Consider the following 26,812-nt stretch of genomic DNA (forward strand, 5'->3'; position numbering starts at 1 on the left):
GACCCGACGGCGGTTCAGATCCACGTCCGTGCGTCAACCTATCGACACGCTTTTGCTGGCGCCGCGGGCAGTCGCGGACATGACCGACGACTCCGAACCGACGGCGGACGACGCCATCGCGGGGCTGTCCCGGGCGGACCCGCTCGCGGCCGTCTCGCCGCTCGACGGCCGCTACGCAGACCGGACGGCGCCGCTGTCCCCGTACGCGAGCGAGGCCGCGCTGATGCGCGCCCGGACCCGCGTCGAGGTCGAGTACCTGCTCGGGCTGGGCGCGCTCGACGCGACGCCGATCGCCTTCGACGAGGCGACCGCGGCGGCGCTCCGCGAGGTGTACGAGGCGTTCGACGCCGAGGACGCGCGGCTGGTCAAGGCCCTCGAGACCGAGGGGGCCGCGGGGTACGACGCGACCAACCACGACGTGAAGGCGGTCGAGTACTTCCTCCGCGTCCGGCTGGCGGACATCGCGGAAGACCCCGACGCGCCGCTCGACGACGCGGAGTCGCTGTACCCGTGGATCCACTTCGGGCTCACCAGCGAGGACGTGAACAACCTCGCGCAGCGCCTCCTGCTCAAGCCCGCGGTGAGCGAGGTGATCGTCCCCGCGGTCCGCGAGGTTCGCGACGCCTTAGTCGAGCTGGCACACGAGTACCGCGACGCGCCGATGCTGGCGCGCACCCACGGCCAGCCGGCGACGCCGACCACGTTCGGCAAGGAGATGGCGGTGTACGCCGCGCGGCTCGGCCGCGCGCTCGGCCGGATCGTCGTCGCGAACGAGGACCTCTCCGGGAAGCTCGCGGGCGCCTCGGGCACCTACGCGGCCCACCGCGCCGCCTACCCCGAGGTGGACTGGCGGGCGTTCTCCGCGTCGTTCGTGCGCGGCCTCGACCTCGAACACACCGCGCTCGCGACGCAGGTGAACCCCTGCGACGACCTCGCGGCGCTGTTCGACGCGCTGCGGGGCGTCAACAACGTCCTCCTCGATCTGGACCTCGACGCGTGGCTCTACGTCTCCGACCGATACCTCGGGCAGGAGGCCGTCGAGGGCGAGACGGGGTCGTCGACGATGCCTCACAAGGTGAACCCGATCGACTTCGAGAACAGCGAGGGGAACCTCTCGGTGGCGAACTCGGACCTGACGTTCCTCGCCGACTACGTGACGAGCTCGCGGCTTCAGCGCGACCTCTCCGACTCGACGGTCAAACGCAACGTCGGCGCCGCGCTGGCGCACTGCCTGATCGGCTACTCGAAGGCCGCGGACGGGATCGCGACGGTCGTCCCGAACGAGACCGTCATGCGCGAGGAGCTCGACGCGACCCCCGAGGTGATCGGCGAGGCCGTCCAGACGATCCTGCGCCGCGAGGGCGACACCGAGGCCTACGAGCGCGTGAAGGCGCTCTCGCGCGGCCGGTCGGTGACGCTCGACGACTTCCGGGAGCTGTTCGCGGACCTCGACGTCGACGACGAGGTCCGCGCGGAACTGGCGGCGCTGACGCCCGCCGGCTACACCGGGCTCGCCGACGAGCTCGTCGACGGGGTCGGCAACGCGGGCGGGTCGACGAACGAGTAGCGACGCTTCAGCGCTTGCGAACGTCGATCTCTCGCGTCGCGATCCCCTCGTGGTCGACGAGGCGGCGGTACTCCGCGGCGAGGGCTGTCGCGTCGATCGCTGTCGGTCCGGCGTCGGGACGGACGGGGGAGCCGATCCGGACGTACGTGACGGACACGTCGTCGAGGGCCGCGTCCAGCGAGAGCGCGAGCCCCCGGGCGGCCGGCGCGACCGCCCCCCACTCGACTTGCGCCGTCACGGGCGGCTCCGCGAACGTCGTCCCGCTGAAGAGGACGGTCCCCTCGGTCTCGCGGAGGTCCGGCAGCGCCGCGCGGACGCACGCCATCGACCCGGCGACGCGCACGTCGAAGAGTTCGCGGAGCCGGTCGGCGCTCGCGTCGTCGACCGGGTTCCCGCCGCCGCCCGACGCGTTCAAGACGAGCACCTCCGCGGGACCGAGCTCGTCGCGAACGCGTTCGAGGGCCGCCTCGACGGCAGCGTCGTCGGTCACGTCGGTCGGGATCGCGACGGCGTCCCCGCCGAGGTCCGCAGCGAGCGTGCGCACGTACTCCTCGGAGCGCGCCAGCAGCGCGACCGCGAACCCGTCGTCGTGGAAGCGCCGCGCGACGGCGGCCCCGATTGTCGGGCCGACGCCCGCGATCACGGCGACTCGCGTCATACCTGAGCGGGGCGGCCGGCAATCATATACCTTGGGTTGCGGCGGGTGAGGGCACAAGGCGTTTACCGCTCGCTCGCGGATCCGGGCCCGATGCCCTCCGAAACCGACGACGAGACGTACTCGATATTCGGCGACGACGAACTGATCGAGAACGAGGCCGATGACGAGCGCGAAAACCGGCGAAACGACTCCGGCGGCCGCGGCGACGGGTCCGGGTCCGACGACCGCCGCGACTCGCTCGGCGGGAGCGGCGAGGACGGCTGCCCGAAGTGCGGCGGCACGGAGACGGAGACCGACGAGATCGCCACCAGCGGGACTGGACTCACCAAGATGTTCGACGTCCAGAACCGGAGCTTCGTGGTCGTCTCCTGTGCGAACTGCGGCTACTCCGAGCTGTACAAGGGCCAGTCGTCGGGCAACGCGATCGACTTCTTCCTCGGGTAGGCCGCGGGGTGACGACGGACGGCCCGAACCCCCGCCGAGCGATCGACTTTTCTCGGGAGCGCAACCAGCCGCGGTATGGTCTCCGTCCGACCGCTCGCGTCCCTCCCGGTCGTCGCCGCCCCCGCCCGGTACCCGTACGCCCGGCGGTTCGGCGAGGTGAATAGTGACCCGGTGCTCTGGACGATCGACGCCGCGCCCGAGGCCGCCCTCGCGACCGCGCTCGGGATCGTCGGCCTGCTCGCGGTTTCCACCTGACGAACCTGATCGCGGGTGGCGCCCGGCTGATGGCCGTCGCGCTGCTCGGCGTCGAGGCCGGGACGGACGCCGGCGCCGCGAGCGACGGCGACCGCGTCACGGTCGACCGGGGAACGGAGACGCGCGGCGCCGCCGACCGCGAGCGCGATGTCCCGGTGCGCGACGCCGGGGAACAGGCCGACGCGGGCGAGACCGCTGACGCGGGAGCGAACAGCGAGGCGGACGGGCCGGACGCCGACGACTTCGAGTTCGGCGATGACCTCGCCGATCCGCACGCGGGCGATACGGGAGGCGACGCCGACGGCCGTCGGGACGGGCGCGACTGACCCGCCCGGAGCGCTTATTCGCCTCCGAGCGTCAGGACGGACATGGCTCCGACGCTCGTGAGCGCGGCCGTGGGGGCGCTGCTCGCGGCCGCGCTGCTGGGCGACGCGTTCGATCGGCGCGCGGTCGCGGTCGTCGTCGCCGCCGCGGTCCTCCCCGGCCTCGACGCCGCCGCGAGCCTCGCCGTCCCCGGCGCGACGAACGCCCTCCTCCACGCCGTCTGGGCGCCGCTTCTCGCCGGCGGACTGCTCTACTGGGACGGGGAACTGCGCTCGGCGTCGACCCTCCGCGAGCAGGGCGGCCCCCGAGCGGTTCGGGTCGCGTGGGTCGCGCTCGCGTCGTTCGTCGTCGCCGGGGTCGGCGCGGCGCTGTTCGCGGGCGAGGGCGCGGCGCTCCTCTACCCGCTGGAGGACGCGCGCTACCTCGTCCGCGGTCGATTGGTGTTCTCGACTCAGGAGGGGGTCGTCCAGACGTTCCTGACCCCGGGCGCGACGGGGGCGGGGATCCTGCCGATCGAGCGCGTCGGCGGGGCGGTCGCCGACCCGGTCTCCTCGTGGATCAACCCCGACGGGCGACCGGGGTTCGATCCGGGTGCCGACCGCGAGTTCCGGTTCGTCGAGGCGGGGTGGCAGTTAGTCGTCGTCGCCGCCGCGGCCGCGACGCTCGCCGTCCGGTTCCGGTTCCGCGGCGAAGGCGCGGGGGTGAGCCGCTGAATGCCCTCGACAGTCGTCCACGCCGGGTTCGCGCTGCTGCTCGCGGCGGGACTGCTCGGGGCCTACTACGACCGGCGTGCGCTCGCGGCCCTGCTCGTCGTACTTGTCCTGCCGGAGGCGGACAGCTTCCTCGGGCCGATCATGCCCGGCGCGCACCGCACGGTCGGGCACAACTTCGTCTTCCCCGCGGTCGCCGCGCTGGCGCTGTACGTCGACACGCGGGTCCGGGAGCGGTCGTGGCTCCGGGACCGGCTCTCGCCGCGGTGGATCGCGGTCGCGTGGGTCGCGCTGTGCGTCCACGCGTTCGCGCACGTCGCGATCGACTGGACCCATCTCGACGGGGTGAACGCGTTCTGGCCGCTCCGCGACCGGTTCTTCCAGCTGGACGGCAAGGCGGTCTACTCGACGGCTGACGGGTTCGTCCAGACGTTCGTCGACGTGCGGGTCGACCCCGAAAGCGGGTCGCGGACCGTCGACGCGGGCGCGGGCGGCACCAGCGAGTCCGTCCACGTCAACAACCCAGTCCAGCCGCGCGACCCGGACGTCGACGTCGAGGAGCCTGTCGACCGGCGCTTCCCGATCGCGAACAGCGGGTGGCGGCTCTACCTGATCGGGCTCGGGCTGTTCGCGCTCGTCGCCCGGCGGTTCCAAGGCGACGGCGTCGCGGACGACGCCTGACGGCCCCGCGAGATCCGGGGGACTGCGGCGCCCCTAACATGGTATGACCGCAGGGTAAACGGTCCCGGACGCGTAGCGAGACGTAATGACACCCCAACCGGACGCGGACCTATCGGAGGCGACCGAGCCGCTGGCCGGGGAGTCGATCGCCGTCGTCGGCGCCGGCTTCGGCGGGCTCTCGACGGCCTCGTACCTCGCCGACGCCGGGGCGGATGTGACGGTGTTCGAGCGCAACGAGCACCCCGGCGGGTACGCCGGGCGGATCGAGCGCGACGGGTTCCGTATCGACACCGGCCCGTCGTGGTACCTCATGCCGGAGGTGTTCGACCGGTTCTTCGAACACTTCGGGCGATCGACGGACGACTACTACGACCTGGTCGAGCTCGACCCGCTGTACGAGGTGATCTGGAAGGACGGCGACCGCGCGTCGATGCCGGCCGACCGCGAGGGACAGAAGGCGCTGTTCGAGTCGTACGAGTCCGGCGCGGGCGACGTGCTCGACGACTACCTCGCCGACGCCGCGGAGGCGTACGAGCTCGGGATGGACCGGTTCGTCTACCCGAGCCGGTCGCGGCTGCGCGACATGGTCGACGCCGACGTGCTCCGGTCCGGGCGGGCGCTGCCGAAGCTCCGCGAGATGGACGACTACGTCGGCGACTACTTCGACAGCGAGAAGCTCCGCCAGATCGCGGAGTACAAGCTGGTGTTCCTCGGGGGGTCGCCGTACAACACGCCCGCGATCTACACGCTGATGAGCCACGTCGACATGAACCTCGGCGTCTACCATCCGACCGGCGGGATCGCGAGCGTCGTCGACGCGATGGCCGACCTCGCGCGCGACCTCGGGGTCACGATCCGGACGAACGAGCCGGTGACCGCGATCGAGCCGTCGGTGCCGGCGGCGACGCCGACGTTCACCGTGGAGACGGAGCGACGCGCGATGGGCGAGTCCACCGCGGCGGCGCGGTCGGCGCGCTTCGACCGCGTCGTGGCGAACGCGCCGCCGCCGCACGTCGAGCGCGACCTCCTCCCGAGCGGGACGGTCGACCGCGAGTCGTACTGGGAGTCGCGGACGTACGCGCCTTCCGCGTACCTCTCGTACATCGGCGTCGAGGGCGACGTTGACCTCGACCACCACACGCTGGTGTTCCCGACCGACTGGCGGCCGCACTTCGACGACATCTTCGACGAGCCGGCGTGGCCCGACGACCCCGCATACTACGTCCACGTCCCGTCGAAGACGGACCCCGAGGCGGCGCCCGACGGGCACGAGGCCGTCTTCCTGCTCGTCCCGCTGGCGGCCGGGTTGGAGGACGACCCCGAGACGCGCGAGCGGTTCCGCGACCTGGTGTTCGACGACCTCGCCGAACACGCCGGCGTCGACTTCCGCGACCGGATCGTCTTCGAGGAGACCGCCTGCGTCTCCGACTTCCGGCAGCGGTTCAACGCGCCCCGTGGCACGGCGCTGGCGCTGTCGCACACCCTCGAACAGACGGGGCCGCTCCGCCCCGCCCACCGCGCCCCCGGCGTCGACGGCCTCTACTACGTCGGCGCGTACACCAACCCCGGCATCGGGATGCCGATGTGCCTGCTCAGCGGCGAACACGCCGCCGAGGCGGTCGTCGAGGACGCGACCGGCGGGGGCGTGCTCCCGTCCGTCGTCCCCACGTCGACGCTGCGGTGAGGGGCGCGTTCGGGGGCGATTTTACTCGACGCCCGCGTCCGGCCCGTCGATCGGCTCCGGCTCTTGGACCGCGACCCAGTGCGTGACGGTCCCCGCGTCCCCGAACAGCGGCCGCAGCGTGACGCGGTTCGCGAAGGGAGTACCGTCCCGGCGACGGTTGCGGAGTTCGACGGTGACCGCGGACCACGTCGACAGCGCCTCGCGGAAGTCCGCGCGGGGGTCGGCGGCGGCGGCCGGATCCTGAAACAGCCGGGGGTTCCGACCGCGGAGCTCGTCGAGCCCGTAGCCGGTCCACTCGCGGAACCAGCGGTTGACGTAGACGATCGGCGTGTCGCCGTACGCCGGGCCGGTGAGCGTGAGGCCGAGGGGGAGGTCGTCGAGCGCGCGGACGCGGTCGACGAACAGCGCCTCGCGCTCCCGCTCGGCGGGGGCGTCCGAGTGCGTCGGGAGCGTCACGCCGTCGAGGTCGTACTCGTCGGTCAGCGCAGAGAGGCGTGTCCGGAAGGCCCCGCGGTCGGCGCCGATCGCCGCGAGCACGTCGCTTCGAAGCGTCACGTGTGCGGTTAGGCGCGGACGGACAAGCGCGTGTCGTTCCGTGAGATGGGGAGCACGGAACCGACCGGACGCCGGTCGCGACCGCCGAGCGGGGCGGGTGAGTGGAACGAACGTTATGTGCGTCCGGGTCGGAGGCTGTGGTCACTGATGCGTGAGACCACCGCCGTCCTCGCGGTCGCGCTGCTCGTCGCGCTCGCCGGCTGCGGCGGGCTCGGCGGGGAGCTGGCCGGCCCCCCCGGAGACCCGTCACCGTCAATCGAGTCCGTCTCCGCCCCGGAGTCGCTCGGCCACGACGAGCGGGCGACGGTCGCGGCGACCGCGCGGTGGGAGGGGCTCGCGGGCGACGGCGGATCCGCGGGCGAGGGGGGTTCGGCCGCGGGACTCGACCCGGTTCGGGTGACGGTCCGGGTCGGTGACGCGACGTTGGTCGCCGAGAACCGGTCCGTCCCGGCGAACGGGACGCTGACGGTGACGGCCCGCGTCGACGGCGCGGCGCTCGACCCGGGCGAGTACGACCTGACGGTGACCGTCGGCGGGGCGACGGCGACCCGCTCGATCGTCGTCGAAGAGGCCCACGCGGCGACGTTCGCGGTCTCCGCGATCGACGCCCCCGACAGCGTCGAGTACGGCGGAGAGCTCTCGGTGGCGGCGACGGTGAGGAACGTCGGCGACCGGGCCGGGACCCAGACGGTCCGGATCCGGTACGGCGCGGGAGCGAGCGCGAACCGGACGGTCGCGCTCGACGGCGGCGCGGAGCGCCGAGTGTCTGTCACGTTCGCGGACGTGCGACGCGACGGCGGCGCCCACCCGCTGGTCGTGACCACCGCGAACCGGACGCGGGAGCGCGCGGTCGCGTTGTCGCACCCGAGCCCGTACGGGGAGACGACGCTGGGCCTCTACGCCGACGACGCGGCGGTCGACCGGAACGTCTCCGGCGTCGCGGCGGCCGCGACGGGGTACTGGGAGCGGAACGACGAGCGCTACCTCGGCTATCCCGTCGCCTACGAGCGGGTGAGCGACGAGTCGCGGGCGGACGTCGTTCTCCGGTTCGACCGCGTGGAGCGCTGCGGCGTCGAGGGCAACGACACGCGGTACTTCGGCTGCGCGGACCTGCTCGTCGACGAGCCGCGGACGCCGATGACCGCGACCGTCGATCCCCGAGTCTCCGACGCGGACATGAACGCGACGATCATCCACGAGCTCGGCCACGTTCAGGGGCTCGAACACGGCGAGGAGCCGGCCGGGCTGATGAACGCGACGAGCACGCTCGCGACGCATCGGCCCTTGAAGATCCACTTGCGCGCCGACGACGGCGCGGTCACGGGGCCCGTCGAGGACGAGGTGGCCGCGGCGCTCGACTACTTCGCGGGCCGCGAGGATATCGTCGGGAGCGACCGGTTCGCGTGGGAGTTCGTCGACAGCGCGCGCGACGCCCACGTCCAGATCACCTACGACGAGCGCGGGGAGGTCTGTATCACGGACGGAGGCGGCTCCTGTACGGTCGACGGCGAGTACTACGGGCAACAGGACGTGCGGCTGGAGGAGCTAGACGAGGAGGTCGTCGCGTGGCACGTCGGGTGGTCGTTCGCGCCGGCCCTGCTGGAGGAGGTGCCGCCGGAGCTTTCTCGCGAGACGGACCGGCGGGAGCGGGAGGCGTGGCCGGAGTAGGGTCGGGCGAGCGAGTGTGCTCTCGACGCGGGGATCGAGGAGACCGACCGCCTCATCGACCAGATCCTCTGCGACTGCTACGACCTGACGAACGAGGAGAGCAGGGCCGTGGAGGCGGCGGTCGCGGAGTAGGGACGGGAACCGGGGATAACGTCTTTCCACCCCGTTTCCGTACCGGAGCGCGCGGCACGGCTCACGACGAGATACATCGGGGCGGAGCGATCCTCGAACGCGACCGACGCGGCCGCCGATCCCGACGGCCAGCGGTCCGAGTCCGCGACCTATCCCGGGCTCCTGACCGCGCGGACCGCGGGCGGCCCTGCCACCTCGCGCCGGGGTACCACGGCGAGGCGACGACGCTGCCGGACCGCGCGCTCGGCCCCGTCAACGGCGTGGTCGTCGAGGAGGCGGGAACGCGCTACGAGAGCCTGCTGCTCGACGACCGCCGGCGGCAGGCGCAGTACGGCGCGCTCTTGGACGCGAACCTCGACGGCGACCGCGTGCCCGCCTTCGCCGTCGACATTCCGCCCGAGGGCGGTCGGAAAGGGTACGGGGAGGGCGTCGACGCGGTCACCGAACTCGTGACGGGGACGGCGGCGTTGGCGGCGCTCGGCGTCGTCGGCGTCGCGCTCGGCGCGGCGGTCGCGGCGCTCCTCTGGCTCCCGCTCGCGATGACGGTGTGCCTCCACGTCCGGCCGCCGAGCGCGGTGCGGCGGCCCGACCGAATCGGCGCGTGCTGCCGCGGGGTCGTCGCCCGCGGCCAACTGCTGAAGCCTACTCGCTGGCGGCGGGCCAAAGAGGCCCGCGAGCCGGACATCGACGCGCCCGAACCGGACGCCTCGTGGTTCAAGCGATGAGCGACCTGCCGCGAAACTTCTCCGTCCGGGAGACCGTCGCCGTCCTCACGGCTTTCAATTAATCCGATTGCTTTCTGTAGTCCCCGTTATCCGTGTGCCGAGAGTAATTAGCAAAGGTCCGAACAGACCGAACAGAACCGTGGGAATTGCGATAAGAGATTCAAGCCAGTGAGCGTCTGTCATAATCCTACCTAATCTCTCAATGAATGTCGGATCTTGGCCGGAAACGTACCAAGCGAGGATCCCGAACACGAGGAGATACGACTTGAAGACAACAGATTGGAAACGAAGGCCGAGGATCCCACCAGTAGTTCCGAGTACGAGCAGCACAATAGGTGTGAGAAGCCAGTGTATACTTCCCGCAATGGATGATGCTTCACTCAAAATGTAGAAATAACCATAGCCAGCAGCGAGCGGAGCTATCAGGTGCTTAATTACAACGAAGAAGAAAAACGGTAAAATTGTGTATACACGAGACAAGTGGTTATTCACTGTATCCTGTTGGTCGTTCTGAGTTGTATCCCGTGTGATGTCGTGCTTGTGTTGACTATTATGACAGTTAACGCAGAGCGTCTGAAGATTATCTAACGAATCAGAACCACCCTCAGATCGTGGCGTAAGGTGATGCGCGTGGAGTTCAGTATCTCCGGACGACCCACCCCGGGCACCACATTGTTGGCAGGTATAATTGTCACGTGAATAAACTTTTCTGCGCCTCTCGTCCCAATCATCAGGGTAGCTCGAAGCCGCCATATAGCGGTTTTATCTTTCTGATGCGCCGTATGAATATTATTCAAACTTGCTGATATTTAGAATGGCAAATCAGGAGAAGTCACCGCTCGTTACAGGTCTACGTCGCTCGCAGCGTTTCTCGCGGGGCAAAAATACGGACTCGCAGGGGTCCCGCGAGCGAGCACAGCGAGCGAGTGGGACCACACGAGGGAATGACTAAGCGAACGAAGTGAGGAAAAGGATGGACTCGCGGGGATTTGAACCCCGGGCCTTCCCCGTGCCAGGGGGATGATCTACCACTGATCTACGAGCCCTCGAACGCATTCGTTCGTTCCGCGGTGAATATCTTAAGGGCTTCGAATCGCGGACCGACTGGACCGCGCGCCGCCCACGCTCAGATCCGGTCGGAGTCGACGTACACGTCGAGGTCCACGTCGCGTCGCGATCCCTCCAAGTCGCGGACGGCGCGCTCGACGACGCGCTCGGCCTCGCTTCGGATCAGCGGGATCGCCTTCTTCAACACCCAGTCGAACGAGACGAGCCGCGGCAGGTCGAGCGCGTCCGGGCTGGCGGAGCCGGGGTCGAACTCGACTTCGAGCGCGACCTCGCAGGGCGCGTCGTCAGTCTCCTCGGCGGCCGCTTCGCCCCCGTCGGTCGACGTCGGCGTCACTCGCCAGCAGCCACCGGCGTCGATGTCCTTCGTTATTTCCCAGTCGATCCGCTCGGGCGGCTCGACGCCGGTCACCTCGGAGCGAGCGGTGTAGGAGATCTTCCACCACGCGAACGTGAGCGCGTACCGGGTGCCGGGGCCGCCGTCGCCGGTGACCGTTTCGACCTCTCGGAGGTACTCGGAGTAGTTCGCGTACTGCGGGAAGTCGAGCAGGAACGCGTACACGTCTTCGGGGTTGGCGTACACCTCCGTGCTCACGACGAGTTCGTCCACGTACGTGGGTTCGCGTGACGCTTATTAAACGGTCCGGCGACCGAACCCGACCGACGGCCCTGGGGTGATTCCCGTCACAGTCGCGGCCGATTGCGGAGTGACGGCGAACACCGTCGAAGCCCCGCCCCGCACGGTACCGCTCCACACACCTCCCCGGCCTCGTCGCGCTCCTCGCGCCCCCCTCGGGCGCTCGGAGGCGCGCGCCGCTGTATTCAGGCGGGTTTGTTCGCCTCCTCGAGGGCCAGGATTCGCGTCGTCGGAACCCGGAACGGGCCGCCGAAGCCGCCGGATACATGGGGCTTCCGGCGCTCATACGGCTATGGCTGCCGACGAGCGCAACGCCTTCGAAGTGTACCGCGACCGGGTGGACCGACCGCTCGGGCGGTTGTTCCGCGAGTACGGGGCGTCCGAGGCGCACTGGCTCGTGATCGGGATGGTCGCCAACGTCGTCGCCCGGGTCGCGGGGCTGATCCCGCCGGTGGTGCTGGGCGTCGCCATCGACGCCGTCTTCACCGGCTCCGGCCCCTACACGCTCCCGATCGTTCCTGACGCGTGGCTGCCGACCGCGGAGGCCGCCCAGTTCCGCCTCTCAGTGATCCTCATCTTCGGGTCGTTCATCGTGACGGGCGTGTTCACGTACGTCTACGGCATCGCGGCGAACAACTTCGCGCACCGCGTGATGCACGCGGTCCGCACCGACTCCTTCGACCAGATGCAGCGGCTCGACATGACCTTCTTCGACGACAAGCAGACCGGCGAAGTCATGTCCGTCCTCAACAACGACGCCTCGAACCTGGAGGTGTTCTTAGACAACGCCCTCCAGAACTCCGCGCGCCTCGGCGTGATGGTGGTCGGGATCGCGACCGTCCTCCTCTACTACAACTACGAGCTGGCCGTGATCACCCTCGCCGCCATCCCGCTGATGTTCCTCTTCACGCTGTGGTTCATGCGCGCCGTCGAACCCCGGTACGTCGCGCAGCGCTCGGTCGTCGGCGACCTCAACACCGCCCTCGAGAACGCGCTCTCGGGCGTCGAGCTGGTGAAGACCTCCAACACGGAGGCCCACGAGAGCGAGCGCGTCGAGGACGCCTCCTTCTCGTACTTCCGGCGCACGATGTCGATCCTCCGGCTCAATTACGTCTACCGCCCCGGGATGGAGCTGCTCGCCGGGCTGGCGTTCGCCGCCACCTTCGCGGTCGGCGGCTTCTGGCTTGCGAACGGCCCGCCGGGCCCCTTCTCGACGGAGCTGACCGTCGGGACGTTCGTCACGTTCGTCCTCCTCACCCAGCAGTTCGTCGCCCCGCTCGCGGAGGTGTCAAACATCATCGACCAGTACGAGAACGCGAAGGCCTCCTGCGAGCGCGTGTTCGGCCTGCGCGACATCCCGGTCCGCATCGAGGACGACGACGACGCGATCGAACTCGGCGGCCAGACCCGGAGCGACGGCGGAAGTAAGCGCGGCCGCGGCGTCGACGGCACGGTCGACGACGCGACGGAGGACGCAGTTGACGACGCGACCGGCGACGCGGCCGACGCCGCGGCCGACCACGGCGGCGTGGCGGGCGCCGTCGAGTACGACGAGGTCTCCTTCGCGTACCCCGGGAACGCCCTCGTCGACCCCGAGGACGCCGACGAGGAGGTTCTCAGCGGCGTCTCCTTCTCGGCCGATCCGGGCGACACCGTCGCGCTGGTCGGACCGACCGGCGCGGGGAAGTCGACGCTGCTCAAGCTCCTCCTCCGGCTGTACGACGTGACCGACGGCGCGATCCGCGTCGACGGTCACGACGTCCGCGACGTGACCGTCGAAAGCCTCCGCTCGTCGGTCGGCTACGTCGCGCAGGACACCACGCTGTTCGACGGCACCATCGCCGAGAACATCCGCTACGGGCGGTTCACGCGGATCGATGAAGCGGACGCCGAGGAGAGCAAGGTGCGCGAGCGGGTCGTCGAGGCCGCGAAGGCCGCGGAGGCCCACGAGTTCATCGCCTCACTCCCGAACGGCTACGAGACGCGGATCGGCGAGCGCGGCGTGAAGCTCTCGGGCGGCCAGCGCCAGCGACTCGCGATCGCCCGAGTCGTGCTTCAGGACCCCGCGATCTTGATTCTCGACGAGGCGACCTCGGCGGTCGACACCGAGACGGAGATGCTGATCCAGCGCTCGCTCGACCGCCTCGCGGCCGACCGCACCACGTTCGTCATCGCGCACCGGCTCTCGACGGTGACCGACGCCGACACCGCCCTGGTGTTGGAGGACGGCGAGGTCGTCGAGCGGGGGAGCCACGACGAACTGCTCGCCGCGGACGGCCTCTACGCGAAGCTCTGGGGCGTTCAGGCCGGCGAGATAGACGAGCTTCCGGAGGAGTTCGTCGAGCGCGCCCGCGAGCGCCACGTCGACCGCGCGGTCGAGCGGGCGACGGAGAGCGAGGTCGACGCGGAGTCGCTCGACGACTGATCGGGAGACCGGTCGGCCTCAGTGGCCGGTGAAATATTCACCGGCGTCCCGTCGAGACGGGCGAGTGGCCTGAACCAGCGCCGTCGATCACTTCGTCTCGTCGCTTCGGGTCGGCTCGTGCGTGTCCGGTTCGGATGATCGGACCGTATTAACGGCTATGAGCGCGAGCAGACTCGCCGCAGCGAGGAAGAGAGTGGGTACGGCGATCTTGACGAGGAGGAGCACGCCGAGGAGTTCACCTGCGAGCGCGATGAGAAGGGCCACCGGTACGAGTCCGGCCGGCCGGTCCCGCGATTTCGAGGTCATACGCTGAACCGGTGGGAGACGGGATCGAGAGACGGTGAGGGCTCGGTGCTGTCGCGACCGTGTTCGTCCACGGACACAGGTCCGACCAGTAACGAAGGCGATAATAATCCTGTGGCGACTGACCTGGGAATCGCTCGGTGCGAGAGACGCGTTCCGTACGCCTCCAGGCTGTCGAAATCCATCGCTGACCCCGGGCTTCGACGATGCCGTGAGAGGCGGTGCGAATCAGTCGTCGCCGGAGATTTGCCCGGCCGCGTCGGCGTCGGCGTCCGGCACCGCGGCGGCGGGCGCGGGCGGCTCCTCGCGCACGTCGGCGCCCTTGCCCTCCGCGATGACCTCGGCGTACGCGTCGGGGAAGACGCGGACGAAGTCGTCGAGCGCGGCCTCCCAGTCGTCGAGCAGTTCGGCCGCGCGCTCGCTGTCGGTGTACTCGCGGTGGTTCTCGACGAGGCGGCGGAGCATCCGCTCGTCGGACCCCTCCAGCGTCTCGGAGACCGACACCATCCCGCGGTTCACCCGGTCGGCGAACCGGTCGTCGGGGTCGTACACGTACGCGATGCCGCCGGACATCCCAGCCGCGAAGTTGCGGCCGGTGTCGCCGAGGACGGCGATGACGCCGCCGGTCATGTACTCGCAGCCGTGGTCGCCGACGCCCTCGACGACGGCTCTGACGCCGGAGTTGCGGACCCCGAACCGCTCGCCGGCGACGCCGTTAACGTACATCTCGCCCGACGTGGCGCCGTACAGACAGACGTTCCCCGCGACGACGTTCTCGGTCGGATCGTACGACGCCTCCGCGGGCGTGTCAATCACGATCCGGCCGCCGGAGAGCCCCTTGCCGACGTAGTCGTTGGCGGCGCCGGACAGCTCCAGCGTGATCCCCGGCGCGAGGAACGCGCCAAAGCTCTGGCCCGCCTCGCCGTCGAAGCGGCACGAGACCGTGTCGTCCGGGAGCCCCTCGCCGCCGTGTTCGGAGACGATGCGGTTCGAGAGCGTCGCGCCGACCGCGCGGTCGACGTTGCGGATGTCGCGGGTGAGCGCGACCGGCGCACCGTCATCGATGGCGGGCGCGGCCTCGTCGATGAGGTCCCAGTCGAGCAGGTCGTCGATGCCGCCGTGCGCCTGCTCTCGGACCTTCGTGCGGGACTCGCCGGCGGGCTCGGCGATGACCGCCGACAGGTCGAGGTGCTTCGCCTTCTCGTGGTCGGTGTCGCGTTGGGCGAGCAGCCCGGGCCGACCGATGAACTCCGCCAGCTCGGTGTACCCCTGCTCGGCCATGATCTCGCGCAGCTCCTGCGCGATGAACGTCATGTAGTTGATGACGTGGTCCGGCTGGCCGGGGAACCGCTGGCGGAGGTCCTCGCGCTGGGTCGCGACGCCGACCGGACAGGTGTTCTCGTGGCACTGCCGGGCCATCACGCAGCCCGACGTGACGAGCGAGGCGGTGCCGAAAATGTACTCCTCCGCGCCGAGGGCGGCCGCGACCGCCACGTCGCGGCCGGTCCGCAGTCCGCCGTCGGCCGAGACGCGAATGCGGTCGCGCAGGCCGGTGGCGCGCAGCATCTGGTTCGCCTCCGCGAGCCCGAGCTCCCACGGGAGCCCGGCGTTCTTGATCGAGGTCTTCGGCGACGCCCCCGTCCCGCCGTCGTGGCCGGAGACGTGGACGACGTCCGCGTTCGCCTTCGCGACGCCGGCCGCGATGGTGCCGATGCCGGCCTCCGAGACCAGCTTGACGTTGACGTCGGCCTCGGGACTGGCGGCCTTCAGGTCGAAGATGAGCTGCTTGAGGTCCTCGATCGAGTAGATGTCGTGTTGGGGCGGCGGCGAGATGAGCCCGACGCCGGGGGTGGAACACCGGACGTGCGCGATCATCTCGTTCACCTTCTCGCCGGGGAGGTGGCCGCCCTCGCCCGGCTTCGACCCCTGCGCCATCTTGATCTGGAGCTCCTCGGCGTTCGCGAGGTACTCCGAGGTGACGCCGAACCGACCGGAGGCGACCTGCTTGACCGTACACTCCTTCTCGGTGTCGAACCGCTCCGGCGGTTCGCCGCCCTCGCCCGTGTTTGATTTCGCGCCCAGGCGGTTCATCGCGATGGCGTTGTTCTCGTGGGCCTCCGGCGAGAGGCTCCCGAGGCTCATCGCGGCCGTCGAGAAGCGCTCGACGATCGACTCGACCGGCTCGACCTGCTCGACCGGCACGGGGTCGCGGTCGGAGTCGAACTCAAGGAGGCCGCGCAGCGACTGGAGCTCCTCAGTCTGGTCGTTCACCAGTTCGGCGAACTCCTGATACTGCTCGTAGTCGCCCCCGCGGACCGCCTGCTGGAGCGTGCCGACCGTCTGGGGGTTCCAGCCGTGTTTCACGCCCGAGGAGCGGTGTTCGTACTCGCCGACGGTCTCCAGCTCGGGGTCAGCGCCGAAAGCCATCGCGTGGCGCGTGCGGAGGTCGTCTTCGATCTGCTCGATCCCGATCCCCTCGGTGCGGATCTCGGTCCCCTCGAAGTACTCGGCGACGAAGTCGGAGTCGAGCCCGACCGCCTCGAAGATCTGGGCCCCCTGGTACGACTCCATCGTCGAGATGCCCATCTTCGCCATCGTCTTGAGGAGCCCGTCCTCCAGCGCGTGCCGGTACGCCCCGAGCGCCTCGTCCTCGTCCGCGCCGTCCGGGCCGGCGACCACGTCGGCGATCGAGGCGTACGCGAGATACGGGTCAACCGCGTCGGCGCCGTAGCCGACGAGCGTCGCGAGGTGGTGGACCTCGTGCGGCTCGCCGGACTCGACGACGACGCCCGCGCGGTTGCGAAGCCCCTTGCGCACGAGGTGGTGGTGGACCGCGCCGGTCGCGAGCAGGCTCGGCACCGCGAGCCGGTCCGGCCCGACGGCGCGGTCGGAGAGGACGACCACGTCGGCCCCGTCCTCGATGGCGGCCGCGGCGTCCTCGCGGACGCGGCTCACGGCGTCGACCAGCGAGCCGTCGCGGTCGTAGGTGACGTCGACGGTGACGGAGGCGAACGCGGGGCCGTCGGACGCGCCCTCGTCCCCGGGGGTCCGTTCGCCCGGTCCGGGCAGGTCGCGAAGCGCTCCGGTCTCGGCGTCCGTCAGAACCGGCGTGTCGGCGACGATCTGCTCGGCGTGGGCCGGCGTCTCGGCGAGGAGGTTGCGCTGGTTCCCGATCCGGGTCTCCAGCGAGGTGACGAGCTCCTCGCGGATGTAGTCGATCGGGGGGTTCGACACCTGCGCGAACAGCTGCTTGAAGTAGGTGAACAGGGGGCGGTCGACGTCCGCCAGCACGGACAGCGGCGTGTCGTCGCCCATCGAGCCGACCGGGTCCTTCCCCTCGGTCGCCATCGGTTCGACGAGGTGGTTCAGCGAGTCGGTCGTGTAGCCGAACGCGGCCTGGTGGGCGCGGACGGTCGGCCTCGACTCTTCCCCGTCGCCCTCGGTGGTGGAGTCGGCGTCGATCCCCGCCGCGGCGCCGTCCTCGTCGGTAAGCGCGTCGAGGTCGACCTGCCCGTCCGCGACCCACTCGCCGTACTTCTCGTCGGTGAGCTCTTCGAACACCTCGTCGTCGGGGACGATCCGGCCCGCCTCGGGGTCGGCGACGAAGATCTCACCCGGCCGGAGCCGCCCGCGGCGGCGCACGTCGGCGGGCTCGGTCGGGAGCGCGCCCACCTCGCTGCCGACGACGAGGCGGTCGTCAGTCGTCACCTCGTAGCGGCACGGGCGGAGACCGTTGCGGTCTAGGACGCCGGCGACCTGCTCGCCGTCGAAGCCGATGACGAGAGCCGGCCCGTCCCACGGCTCGACGAGCGACGCGTGGTAGTCGTAGAAGTCGGCGCGGTCGTCGTTCATCAGGTCGTCGTCGCGGAACGCCTCGGGGATCAGCATCCGCAGCGCGTGCGGGAGGTCGCGGTCGGTCTGGAGGAGGAGTTCGAGCGCGTTGTCGACGCTCGCAGTGTCGGACTGGTTCGGGTCGTCGATCACCGGCTTGATCGTGTCTAGCTCGGCCCCGAACGCCGGGTGGTCGAGGTCGGTCTCGCGGGCCCGCATCCAGTTGACGTTCCCGCGGATCGTGTTGAACTCGCCGTTGTGGACGATGTTGCGGTACGGGTGCGCAAGGTGCCACGCGCCCAGCGTGTTCGTCGAGAACCGCGCGTGGACTAAGGCGACGTGGCTCGCGAACCGCTCGTCGGTCAGGTCCGGATAGTAGTCGGCGAGCTGCGACCCCTTCAACAGCCCCTTGTAGACGACGCGTTGCCGGTCGAGCGAGCAGACGTAGAAGCGGCCGGCGCCGTCGACCTCGGACACCGCGTTCTCGATCTCGCGCCGGGCGGCGTACAGCGCGCGGTCGAAGCCGAGCAGGTCGGGATCGGCGTCGTCGGCCCGGTCCTCCTCGCTGGTGAACCGCTGGGCGAGCCCCGCGCCCTCGACGGGGGCGACGAACACCTGCGACACCTCGGGCTCCGAGTCGAGGGCCGTCGCGCCGAGGTCGGAGTTGTCAGTCGGAACCGACCGCCACGCGAGCACCTCCAGCCCGTAGACGGCGCACACCTCGGCGATGACATCGTGGATTTCCGCCTGAACGCTCGGCTCCGGGGGCATGAACACGGAGCCGACCGCGTACTCTTCGGGGAGGTCCGCCTCGACGACGTCGCGGAATAACGCGTCCGGCCGTGCGACCATGATCCCCGCGCCGTCGCCGGTGTTTTCCTCGGCACCCGTCGTCCCGCGGTGTTCGAGGTTTTCGAGCAGAGAGACCGCGTCCGTGACGGTCTCGTGCGTGGGCGCGCCGTCGAGGTCGACGACGCCGCCGATCCCGCAGTTCGACCGGTCGTCCGTCGGATCCGCGAGTCCCCCCTCCTGACCCGAGGGCTCCGAGTCGCGTACGCCCCGGGTGGTACTACGTGACTTGGTCATACGTCTCGCTTCGAATGAACAGGTAAAGGCATGACCCTGATAGGGGTAGGATCCATCGTACACACATTAGGGAATATAAGGTAATTATTCATCACGGGTGGTGAACAATTAACACGGACCAGAATCGATCAAGTATCTCGGTTGCTAGCTCCCGGAATAATATTATATTTACTTATATGATACGTGCGACTTCGCTAGGGCGGTAGAAGTGCCAGATCGTCCAGTCGGAAGCTACTCTTCGAGGGGAACGAACGAGCCGTTGATGTCCCACTCGTGGATACAGTAGACGTTTCCGGGCTCCGCCGCGATCCGCCACCCGTCGGCCTCGTCGTCCCACCGCTCTTCGCGCCCGCACAGTTCGCAGGTGCGCTCCTCCGGCGGTGTGATGGTCACGCTCATGCGCGAGAGAACGGCACCGCCGAGCAAAAGCATATCGACGATGGGTGGCGGCCGAGGACCAGCGGTGAACCGCGCGGGTGAAGAGGCCACTCCGAGGTGGTGACCGCCCCGTCGCAGTTCACGAGTTGCGGCCGCGGCGCCGAGCGAGCAGCGACGCGCCCGCGATCGCCGCGGCCGACGCGACGGCACCGAACCCGGGGAGGTCGTACGCGGTCGAGCGTATCGGCGCGTCGTCGTATCCGAGGTCGCTCGGGGCGACCGCGTCGGAAGATGAACCGCTCGCCTCGGACGACGTCGACGACTCGGCCGAATCGGTCGACTGCGCGTCCACGCGCTCGTCGGCGCGGTTCGCGGTCGACTGCTCACCGCCCGAGGGGTCCGCAGGGCCGGGTCCGTCACCCCCGGTGAGGCCGCCGGTACCGAAGGCCTCGGACGGCCCCGCAGACGACGGGATATCGGTGCGACCCGGAGCGACCGAGATCCCTACGTCGGGGGGACGCGTCGAGCGATTCGCGTCCACGCCGGTCGACCCTCCCGTGGGGTCCGAACGGTTGCTGGCAGCGGCGTCGGCGGAGTCTGGTGGAGTAGTAGTGTCCGACGGAACGGCGGGATCAGCACCACTTCCGGCGTTAGCGGGGGCACTACCCGGACCGTCGCTCCCGTCCGACTCCCTACCTGTCGAACCACCCCCGGCGACCGGCCCGCCACCGGGGGCCGCCGACCCGCCGCCGCTGGCCGGCCCGCCGCCAGACGCGCTAGTGCCCGCCGTCGCCCCGGACGGGTTCGCCGCCGTCGGGCCGCCCGGCGCGCTCACGGCCGTCGATCCGTTGCCGCCGAACGCTCGGTCCGTCTCGACAGTTGCGTTGGCACTACGCGATTGATCTGTTCCGGCGGTCTCGTTGTCGCTGAGCGATTGGTTCGTTCCGACCGTTTCGTTACCACTGGGCGATCGGTTCGTTCCGACCGTTTCGTTACCACTGGGCGATCGGTTCGTTCCGACCGTTTCGTTACCACTGGGCGATCGGTTCGTTCCGGCCGTCTCGTTGCCACTAATCGATTGATTTGTTCCGGCCGTCTCGTTGCCACTGAGCGATCGGTTTGTTCCAGCCGTTTCGTTGCCACTAATCGATTGGTTCGTTCCAGCCGTTTCGTTACCGCTAATCGATTGGTTCGTTCCAGCCGTTTCGTTACCACTGAGCGATCGGTTCGTTCCAGCCGTTTCGTTACCACTGAGCGATCGGTTCGTTCCTGCCGTTTCGTTACCACTAATCGATTGATTCGTTCCGGCCGTCTCGTTGCTACTGAGCGATTGATTCGTTCCGGCCGTTCCCTCGGGCGTCGCGTTCTCCGCGAGGGAGTCGGCCGGATCGAGAGCACCGTAGGTCAGGTTGGTCGTCACGCGGTGACGGTCGTTCGCCGCGGTCTCGCGCAACCGATCGTCGTCGACTCGGAACGTGCCCTCGAACGTCTCGCCCGGATCGGGCGGTGTCTCGGTGCCGAACGCGTGCTCTCCGTCGGCGACGAGGAACAGGCCGTCTCGGTCGAGGTGGACCGCGGATTCGTTCGGCATCCGGCCCACTGCCTCGCCCTCGGTCGAACCGTTCGCGTCGTCCGCGTCTGCCGGTGCCACTCCGAACGACAGGCCGTCGAGACGAGCGAGGTCCTCCCCGCGTTCCAGCGACGCGTTCGCGGCCGCAGGAAGGCCGGTGAGTCCGGACGCATTCACCCCGCACACGACCGTGTCGTTCGCGGTCGCAGTCGCGGCGGGTGCGAGCGTTCCGTCGGCGATCGCCTCGCGTATCTCGGTCGCGTTCGCGAAGTCGCCCGCCGAGGCCGCCCGCGTCGTGTACGCGGTCAGGTTGCCAGTCGAGCGGGGTCCGACCGTGACCGTGGCGGCATCTGTGGCGGTCTCGGTGCCGTGTTTCGACCGCAGCGTGAGATTATACGTTCCGGGCGAGAGCGGGTCAGTATGGCCCGTGACCGACTCGATGTCAACTCCGGACCCCGTCGTGACGAACGCTGAAGAGTTCGGCGACGCATACGTGTTGACCGATACGGGAGTGGGTCCCGTATCAGTAGTTGTCATTTCGAGTGCTGTTGTACTGTTACCTGTCGTATTGGCAAGAACAAGTTCCAAATCTGGGACACTATGAGACAAAGAAGTCTTGATAGAGTCCGCATAAGCAACTCGGCTGGGGGAATCATTCAAACTGATGTCTTTTTTCTCTCGCCCAATAATGTCAAATTTTCTTGTGTTTCCAGTATTCGTGTGAATATAATATGTACCTGAAGATAGCAGTGAAGTGTTATACTGAATGTAGGATGAATTATTCACCCGCGTGCCTACTGAAACGACACGGGTTGTGTTGTCCTTACTAATTTTGTGTAATTCGACACTTTTTGGGTCTGAAGGACTTCTATAACAAATGGGTTGGCCAGAATATACTGGTTTATTTAGCGACTCGTTACGTTTAATGTGGATACCTTCTGAGCAGGAGACGTTTGTGCTAACAGTGGTTATTGAAATAACACCGCCATCTGCAACACCGTCGGAAACAAACTGCTCATTAAGATCAGAGTTACGAAGCAGCTCGGAATCCCTCGGAGAAATCCAGTCACCACCGCTATAGTCACGTGCTAGTTGAATAGCAACAGCATAACGATTACTGCGGAAAATACCACGCTTGTAAGTTGTAGTGTTGAAATAGAGAGAGACATTGTCATTCCATCCTGTCAGGACTTTCGAATTAGCTATTATATTATCTTTTAGAATATATCCAGTTGAATTGACTGGATGAAGTGATACAAAGAATGGAGTCTTTTCATCAATTGTATCAGAAACTCTGGCGAAAGAAACTACAATTTTATTTCTCTGTGGACTGCTATATGATCGATTATGGAAATATACATCTGCGGTAACAATGCGCCCACTATCAGTGGACAATGCCGAAGAGGTCATATTGGGGGGTAATTGTTCTAAAGTGCTATAATCAGAATCACCAAGAGTGGAGTTAGCAACAAGAAAAGCCTTGACATCACCTCCAGGGTGTGCTGTATCCACAGAAATTGATTCTTTCTGATTGAAAGTATTTATAGAGACACCTCGTTGTCCAATCACTTCATTCTCATCGTCACGTGTGATGAATAATGTAGAATTTGTATTCCCACTAAGATTGTCAACTGTTATTCCAATTGTTGTGGGTGTATTTCGATGTAACTGTGGTGAGCCAGTCGCCTGATCTGGGACGTTAAGAGTACCGTCAATGATTTTGAACGGACTTGTATTTGACACATCTTGTATTTCTCTAGAAGGATGTGTAGAACTATTAGTGACGCCGACACTATATGTTAGCTTCTCTGATTTACTTGCGTTATTTGTGGCAATTCCAGATATTTGAGCAGAGTCAATTTGTATTGAGTGAGCCGTTTTATTGGGACGAATAGTTGCTGTTAAAAATGACTTATGGTCAGAATTCAGGTAGGAAGTATTAGTTACAGATCCATTTTGAATGCTATTAATTGATATTGAAGCAGAAGAGGTGCGAACACCTTTTGATTTAACGCTAGTCAGGTTCACAAACAATTTGATACTTTGAACACTGTCTGCTTGATTTAATATAATGCTTATATTACTAATGTTTTGACTGGATTTGCCTACCCGAAGACTATCTGGACTGCCAGATTTATTTAAATAGACGCTCTGATCAGAATTTTGGGCTGTAACGGTATTTGCGCCGAGCAGTAGCGCAACAGTAACAATTACCAGACAGGCAACTATTCCGACCGACACCCATCGAAGCGATCGCGTTCGGATCATGGCGAACGGGCCGCGGATGCCAAGCGATAGCTCTCGGAACGGCCGAGGTCGACAGTCGACCCGGCGACCGCGAGGCGCGTCTTGTACCCGCGGGATCTCTCACTCCGGCCGATCGTTTATAAATGACTTACGGAGGTGAAAGCTTCCGCTCGAGAAAATAATCGCATGACTGCGGCGCCACGAGTGCGGAGATGAGTTTCGAAAACGGGTGGAACGTGGGTGGGAAGGCGAAGCGGTCGTTAGAAGCGGTCAGTGCTCGACCGCTTCCATCATCGAGAGGAGTTGGTCAGACTGGTCGATCTCGACGGGATGGACGCCCACCAGCGCGATCACGTCGTCGTCGTGCTGGACGGTGCCGATGTAGACGAGGACGGGAATGTCTTCGACAGAGCCGCTCTGACCGCCGTCGCCACTGACCTCCGCGCTGACGGTGGTTTCGAGGATCGAGACGGAGGTTTCCTCGTCGAGGATCGTCCGAGTCTCCTCACCGCGCTTCTCGATGTCGTCGGCTTGGATGTCGGTGCCGTTGCCGCCGATCCCTTGCTGGTCGACCTGACTGAGGAGCCGCCGGATGAGCTCCGCGTCGTCGGCCCGGACGAGCGGATTGACCGACTGCCCGCCGATCGAAGCGTTGGGGGTACTCGCCACGAACAGCGCTGATCCCACCGTCTGGTTGGTGTAGCGGGCGATCCACGTCGTCGCGGACACGTCCGCGTTCACGCCCGCGGCGTTGAACTCCTGATCGATGGTGAACGACTCCGGATCCTCACCGGAGAACCCCTCGGCGTACGCGCTCTCCGGGATGCGCGCCGGTTCGGCGTCGAACTCGTAGCTCCCGTCCTCGCCGGCGCACCCGGCGATTGCGACCGAAGTCGACGCTGCGAGCGCCGCGAGCAGCCCACGTCGTTTCATGCGTTCGGGTAGGTCTACGCAGTTCTTTAACCCTATCGGCGCGGGTATCGGTCGCGAGAACCCCGCAGCCGAAGGCACAAAGTTCACGTCGGGCCGCGCGCGACGTGAGGCAAATGGAACGCCGAGGACAAACCGGGCTGGTGGAAGCGCTCTTCTTGGACGTGGTCCGCCTCCACGAGACGTGGATGGAAGTCGTCTTCCCGCGACAGCTCGACCCGAGCGCGGTCCTGGGGAAGTGGAAGCCCGAGACGGCCGTGCAGTCGGTCGGCTACTACCTCTGGGCCGTGCTAGGTGCGCCGCTCGTCGCGGTCGCGTACCCACTGCTGCTCGTCGGGTTCGCCACGCGCTACTACGCGGCGAAGCTCGACTCGGCGGTCACCCGGATCGGCGTCGCCGGCGCGGTCGTCGTCGCCGCCGTCGTCTGGGGGACGCTCACGGTAATCACGCACCTTCAATTACCCTTTGACGCCGTGATTGCGGTCGGCGCCGCCAGCGCGGTCGCCGTCGTCTCGGCCGCCTTCGCCGCCGGCTTCTCGAAGCTCGGCGGGCGGTTCGTCAGCGTGTTGCTCGCGTACCCGTTCGCGATGACGGCGCTGTTCTTACCGCCGGTTGTCGCGGCGCTCGTCACGCCGACGTTAGAGGAGCTGATCCTCCCGCCGAGCTACGAGCTCGCGCGGTGGATCCTCGACACGTTCCTCTCGGTGGGCGGGATCAACGAGACGCTCCGCGGCGCGTTCGACTTGGAGACCTTCGGCGAGCAGTGGGGGCTACCGGGACTGGGATACGTCCTGATGTGGATCGGCATCTCAGTTCCGCTCGGGTGGTTCCTCGGACTGCTCGTCGCGCTGGCGAACCTGATCCGACCGGCCGAAGACACCTGACTGGAGTCTCGGACGGGCGGTCGAGGTGGGAGCCCCGTTTCTACGGCCGTGCGGCTTCCTCACTCGTCGAAATCGTACGTCTCGCTGGCCGTTTCGAACGCCGACGCCGAGCGCTCTCGTTCTCGCCGCCGCTCGCGTTCGGCGATCGCTTCTGGATCCGGGCTCGCGTCGTCGTCGATGCGGGCGATCGACTCGTGGACTTTGGCGTGACACCAGCGGCACAGGCCGACCGTGATCTCGTGGGAGTCGTCGCCGCCGTACGAGAGGTGGTGTTCCTCGACGAGCGGGCGGGAGTCGTCGTGAGCCAGGCGCACGTTTTCGAGCCCGCACCGGACACACGTCTTCGCGTCGGTCGTCGACCGATAGTGGGGGCACGCGCGCCACTCGCCGTCGGCACCGACGTGGCAGTCGTAGCTGTCGGCGCGTCGGGCGGCCGCGAACTCGGGATCGTCGCCCGCCCGGGTCAGCGCGAAGCGGCACCGGCCGTCGTCGGTGAGGTGGTCGCAGACGCCGGCGACCGCGTAGGGGTCGTCGACGCCGACGGGCGTCCCGTCGGGGGTGCGTTCCATACCCGTCGGTGGGGGTGGAGTCACTTCAATTCGGTCGGCCACGGCGTGCGGCCGTCGCGGAAGGCGTCGGGGCCGTTCAGACGAGACTGCGGAAGGCGTCGGGGCCGTTCAGACGAGGCTGGCACCGTCGAAGTCCGTGCGGCCGTAGTCGATGTCGAGCAGTCGGAGGAGGGTGGGGGCGACGTCGAGGAGGTCAGCGTCGTCGACCGTCGCGTCAGGGTGGTCGACGAACAGCGCGGCGTCGTCGAAGGCGTGCATTCCCGTCCGCGGTCCGTCGGGGTCGAAGACGCCGTCGTGGGGACGGAACCCGGACTTGAGGTCGAACCCGTCGTTCGGGAGGACGACGAGGTCGGGAGCGATGGCGGCGTGGTCGCCGCGGAACACCGTCTCGCGGTCGACGACGCGGTCTGCGACGGGATTCCCGTCGGGGCCGGTCCACGACTCCAGCGCCTCGCGTAGCTCCGCGCGCGTCGCCTCGTACTCGTCCTCGGGCACGACGCCGTTCGGCTCGCGGCCCTCCACGTTGAGGTAGAAGCGGCCGGGGACGAGCGAGTACGCGCGGGCGTCGTCGTCGACGTCGGCCAGCGAGTCGGGGTCGTCGTCCGCGTAGGAGATCCACCCCTCGCGTTCGAGCCACTCGTTACAGTACACGTCGTACCGCAGGCGCCTGAACCCGTGCGTCGAGCCGACAACGAGCGTGACGTCGCTCGGGAGCGCCTCGCGGATCGAGCCGACGTGTTCGTCCATGGCGGCGTGGAACGAGAGCAGGTCCTCGCGGTGCTGGCCGCCGTCCTCGTAGTCGCCCCACAGGAAGTGGTTGACCCGGTCGGGAGCGGTGAAGACGCCGACGAAGAGGTCCCAGTCGTCGCGCTCGACGTACCGCTCGAAGGCCTCGGCGCGGGCGTCGAGTGTCTCGCGGGCGTGGTCTAGGAACGCGGTCTTGTCGGCCTTGTGTCCGAGTTTCGCGTTGACGGACAAGCGGTAGTCGCTGTCGGCAAGGTACTCGCGGAACTCGTCGGGATGCGCGGCCGCGTCGAGGTCGGGGGAGAGGTAGCCTGAGACCATCCGCTGGACGGTCCGCTGCGGCGGGAACGTGACGGGGACGTTCATCACGGTCGCGTCCAGTCCCGCGTCGGTCGCGCGGTCCCAGACCCGGGGGCGCTGCACGTCGCGTCCCATCGGCACGTACGTGTCGTAGGAGCCGACTTCTCGGTCCTGAAAGCCGTACACGCCGGTCTCGCCGGGGTTCGTCCCCGTCGTGAGGCTCGGCCAGCAGGCGCTCGACTCCGCCGGGACGATGCTGTCGATCTGTCCCCCCTCACCGTCGTCCGCGATCGCCGACAGCGTCGGGAACGTCTCCGGGTTGTCGGCGACGAGCCGGTACGAGAGGCCGTCGATCCCGATGAACGCCACGCGCGGCGTGTCGCTCCCTCGCAGCCGGTCGAAGAGGCCCATACACACTCATCTGCGGTCGAGGGCAAAAG

22 protein-coding genes and 1 tRNA gene are annotated in these 26,812 nt (G+C 67.5%); 11 read left to right on the forward strand and 12 right to left on the reverse strand.

The features are described 5' to 3' along the window. Nucleotides 1–79: 79 nt before the first annotated feature. The gene (gene purB, locus EXE41_RS07315) at nt 80–1,567 is read left to right on the forward strand and encodes an adenylosuccinate lyase (RefSeq protein WP_137690663.1); all 1,488 of its coding nucleotides are present in this window, start codon (nt 80–82) and stop codon (nt 1,565–1,567) included. 7 nt (nt 1,568–1,574) lie between these two features. Here the strand turns inward: purB and EXE41_RS07320 are convergent, their stop codons facing one another. Further along, the gene (locus EXE41_RS07320) at nt 1,575–2,225 is read right to left on the reverse strand and encodes an SDR family oxidoreductase (protein WP_086216223.1); all 651 of its coding nucleotides are present in this window, start codon (nt 2,223–2,225) and stop codon (nt 1,575–1,577) included. Nucleotides 2,226–2,315: 90 nt separating this feature from the next. Between EXE41_RS07320 and EXE41_RS07325 the strand changes: the two genes are divergently transcribed. The 6 genes from EXE41_RS07325 (at nt 2,316) to EXE41_RS07345 (ending at nt 6,323) form a co-directional block, all read left to right on the forward strand. Beyond that, the gene (locus tag EXE41_RS07325; RefSeq protein ID WP_086216222.1) at nt 2,316–2,669 is read left to right on the forward strand and encodes a zinc ribbon domain-containing protein; all 354 of its coding nucleotides are present in this window, start codon (nt 2,316–2,318) and stop codon (nt 2,667–2,669) included. 75 nt (nt 2,670–2,744) lie between these two features. Next, the gene (locus EXE41_RS19245; protein WP_086216221.1) at nt 2,745–2,924 is read left to right on the forward strand and encodes a hypothetical protein; all 180 of its coding nucleotides are present in this window, start codon (nt 2,745–2,747) and stop codon (nt 2,922–2,924) included. 29 nt (nt 2,925–2,953) lie between these two features. Then, entirely contained in the window at nt 2,954–3,250 is a 297-nt protein-coding gene (locus EXE41_RS19250) for a hypothetical protein (protein ID WP_094580506.1), read from the forward strand. A gap of 42 nt (nt 3,251–3,292) precedes the next feature. Continuing rightward, nucleotides 3,293–3,961, forward strand: a complete 669-nt coding sequence (locus tag EXE41_RS07335) for a hypothetical protein (protein WP_086220374.1) — start codon at nt 3,293–3,295, stop codon at nt 3,959–3,961. Next, a complete protein-coding gene (locus EXE41_RS07340; protein ID WP_137690664.1) occupies nt 3,962–4,639 on the forward strand; it encodes a metal-dependent hydrolase in 678 nt (225 codons plus the stop codon). It begins immediately after the preceding gene. An 85-nt stretch (nt 4,640–4,724) separates the two neighbouring features. Then, complete coding sequence (locus EXE41_RS07345; RefSeq protein WP_089307871.1) at nt 4,725–6,323, forward strand: NAD(P)/FAD-dependent oxidoreductase; 1,599 nt, start codon at nt 4,725–4,727, stop codon at nt 6,321–6,323. A 21-nt stretch (nt 6,324–6,344) separates the two neighbouring features. On the opposite strand, the gene EXE41_RS07350 is transcribed toward EXE41_RS07345, so the two are convergent. Then, nucleotides 6,345–6,878, reverse strand: coding sequence for a PAS domain-containing protein (locus EXE41_RS07350; RefSeq protein WP_137690665.1), 534 nt, complete (start codon nt 6,876–6,878; stop codon nt 6,345–6,347). A gap of 147 nt (nt 6,879–7,025) precedes the next feature. On the opposite strand from EXE41_RS07350, the gene EXE41_RS07355 reads away from it, so the two are divergent. Then, nucleotides 7,026–8,546, forward strand: coding sequence for a matrixin family metalloprotease (locus tag EXE41_RS07355; protein WP_137690666.1), 1,521 nt, complete (start codon nt 7,026–7,028; stop codon nt 8,544–8,546). A gap of 392 nt (nt 8,547–8,938) precedes the next feature. After that, entirely contained in the window at nt 8,939–9,403 is a 465-nt protein-coding gene (locus EXE41_RS07360) for a hypothetical protein (RefSeq protein ID WP_137690667.1), read from the forward strand. A 54-nt stretch (nt 9,404–9,457) separates the two neighbouring features. On the opposite strand, the gene EXE41_RS07365 is transcribed toward EXE41_RS07360, so the two are convergent. The 3 genes from EXE41_RS07365 to EXE41_RS07375 form a co-directional block, all read right to left on the reverse strand. Then, complete coding sequence (locus tag EXE41_RS07365; protein WP_137690668.1) at nt 9,458–10,156, reverse strand: HNH endonuclease; 699 nt, start codon at nt 10,154–10,156, stop codon at nt 9,458–9,460. Between the two features lie 221 nt (nt 10,157–10,377). After that, a tRNA-Ala gene (locus tag EXE41_RS07370) sits at nt 10,378–10,449 on the reverse strand. 80 nt (nt 10,450–10,529) lie between these two features. Then, nucleotides 10,530–11,078 carry an SRPBCC family protein gene (locus EXE41_RS07375; protein WP_137690669.1) on the reverse strand — a complete coding sequence of 183 codons (549 nt, stop codon included), beginning with the start codon at nt 11,076–11,078 and terminating at the stop codon, nt 10,530–10,532. Between the two features lie 319 nt (nt 11,079–11,397). Between EXE41_RS07375 and EXE41_RS07380 the strand changes: the two genes are divergently transcribed. Next, nucleotides 11,398–13,530: an ABC transporter ATP-binding protein gene (locus tag EXE41_RS07380; protein ID WP_137690670.1), complete on the forward strand. Its 2,133-nt coding sequence runs from the start codon at nt 11,398–11,400 to the stop codon at nt 13,528–13,530. Nucleotides 13,531–13,617: 87 nt separating this feature from the next. Here EXE41_RS07380 and EXE41_RS19045 read toward each other — a convergent pair whose 3' ends face one another. The 5 genes from EXE41_RS19045 to EXE41_RS07395 all read right to left on the reverse strand — a co-directional run bounded on the left by EXE41_RS19045 (nt 13,618) and on the right by EXE41_RS07395 (nt 23,878). Continuing rightward, a complete protein-coding gene (locus EXE41_RS19045; protein ID WP_158294400.1) occupies nt 13,618–13,794 on the reverse strand; it encodes a hypothetical protein in 177 nt (58 codons plus the stop codon). 267 nt (nt 13,795–14,061) lie between these two features. Next, the gene (gltB, locus tag EXE41_RS07385; protein ID WP_137690671.1) at nt 14,062–18,750 is read right to left on the reverse strand and encodes a glutamate synthase large subunit; all 4,689 of its coding nucleotides are present in this window, start codon (nt 18,748–18,750) and stop codon (nt 14,062–14,064) included. Between the two features lie 231 nt (nt 18,751–18,981). Then, the gene (locus tag EXE41_RS19255) at nt 18,982–19,149 is read right to left on the reverse strand and encodes an HEWD family protein (protein WP_167373064.1); all 168 of its coding nucleotides are present in this window, start codon (nt 19,147–19,149) and stop codon (nt 18,982–18,984) included. Nucleotides 19,150–19,267: 118 nt separating this feature from the next. Next, a complete protein-coding gene (locus EXE41_RS19260; protein WP_199240862.1) occupies nt 19,268–21,235 on the reverse strand; it encodes a hypothetical protein in 1,968 nt (655 codons plus the stop codon). A 1,980-nt stretch (nt 21,236–23,215) separates the two neighbouring features. Continuing rightward, nucleotides 23,216–23,878, reverse strand: coding sequence for a DUF6517 family protein (locus tag EXE41_RS07395; protein WP_049931114.1), 663 nt, complete (start codon nt 23,876–23,878; stop codon nt 23,216–23,218). Between the two features lie 140 nt (nt 23,879–24,018). Between EXE41_RS07395 and EXE41_RS07400 the strand changes: the two genes are divergently transcribed. Beyond that, nucleotides 24,019–24,759 carry a hypothetical protein gene (locus EXE41_RS07400; RefSeq protein WP_137690694.1) on the forward strand — a complete coding sequence of 247 codons (741 nt, stop codon included), beginning with the start codon at nt 24,019–24,021 and terminating at the stop codon, nt 24,757–24,759. 59 nt (nt 24,760–24,818) lie between these two features. Here EXE41_RS07400 and EXE41_RS07405 read toward each other — a convergent pair whose 3' ends face one another. Next, nucleotides 24,819–25,328 carry a hypothetical protein gene (locus EXE41_RS07405; protein WP_094495085.1) on the reverse strand — a complete coding sequence of 170 codons (510 nt, stop codon included), beginning with the start codon at nt 25,326–25,328 and terminating at the stop codon, nt 24,819–24,821. Nucleotides 25,329–25,436: 108 nt separating this feature from the next. Continuing rightward, nucleotides 25,437–26,783: an alkaline phosphatase family protein gene (locus tag EXE41_RS07410; protein ID WP_137690672.1), complete on the reverse strand. Its 1,347-nt coding sequence runs from the start codon at nt 26,781–26,783 to the stop codon at nt 25,437–25,439. Between the last annotated feature and the right edge of the window lie 29 nt (nt 26,784–26,812).

Origin of the sequence: Halorubrum sp. SD690R (assembly GCF_005435035.1) — an archaeon.
GTDB lineage: Archaea > Halobacteriota > Halobacteria > Halobacteriales > Haloferacaceae > Halorubrum > Halorubrum ezzemoulense.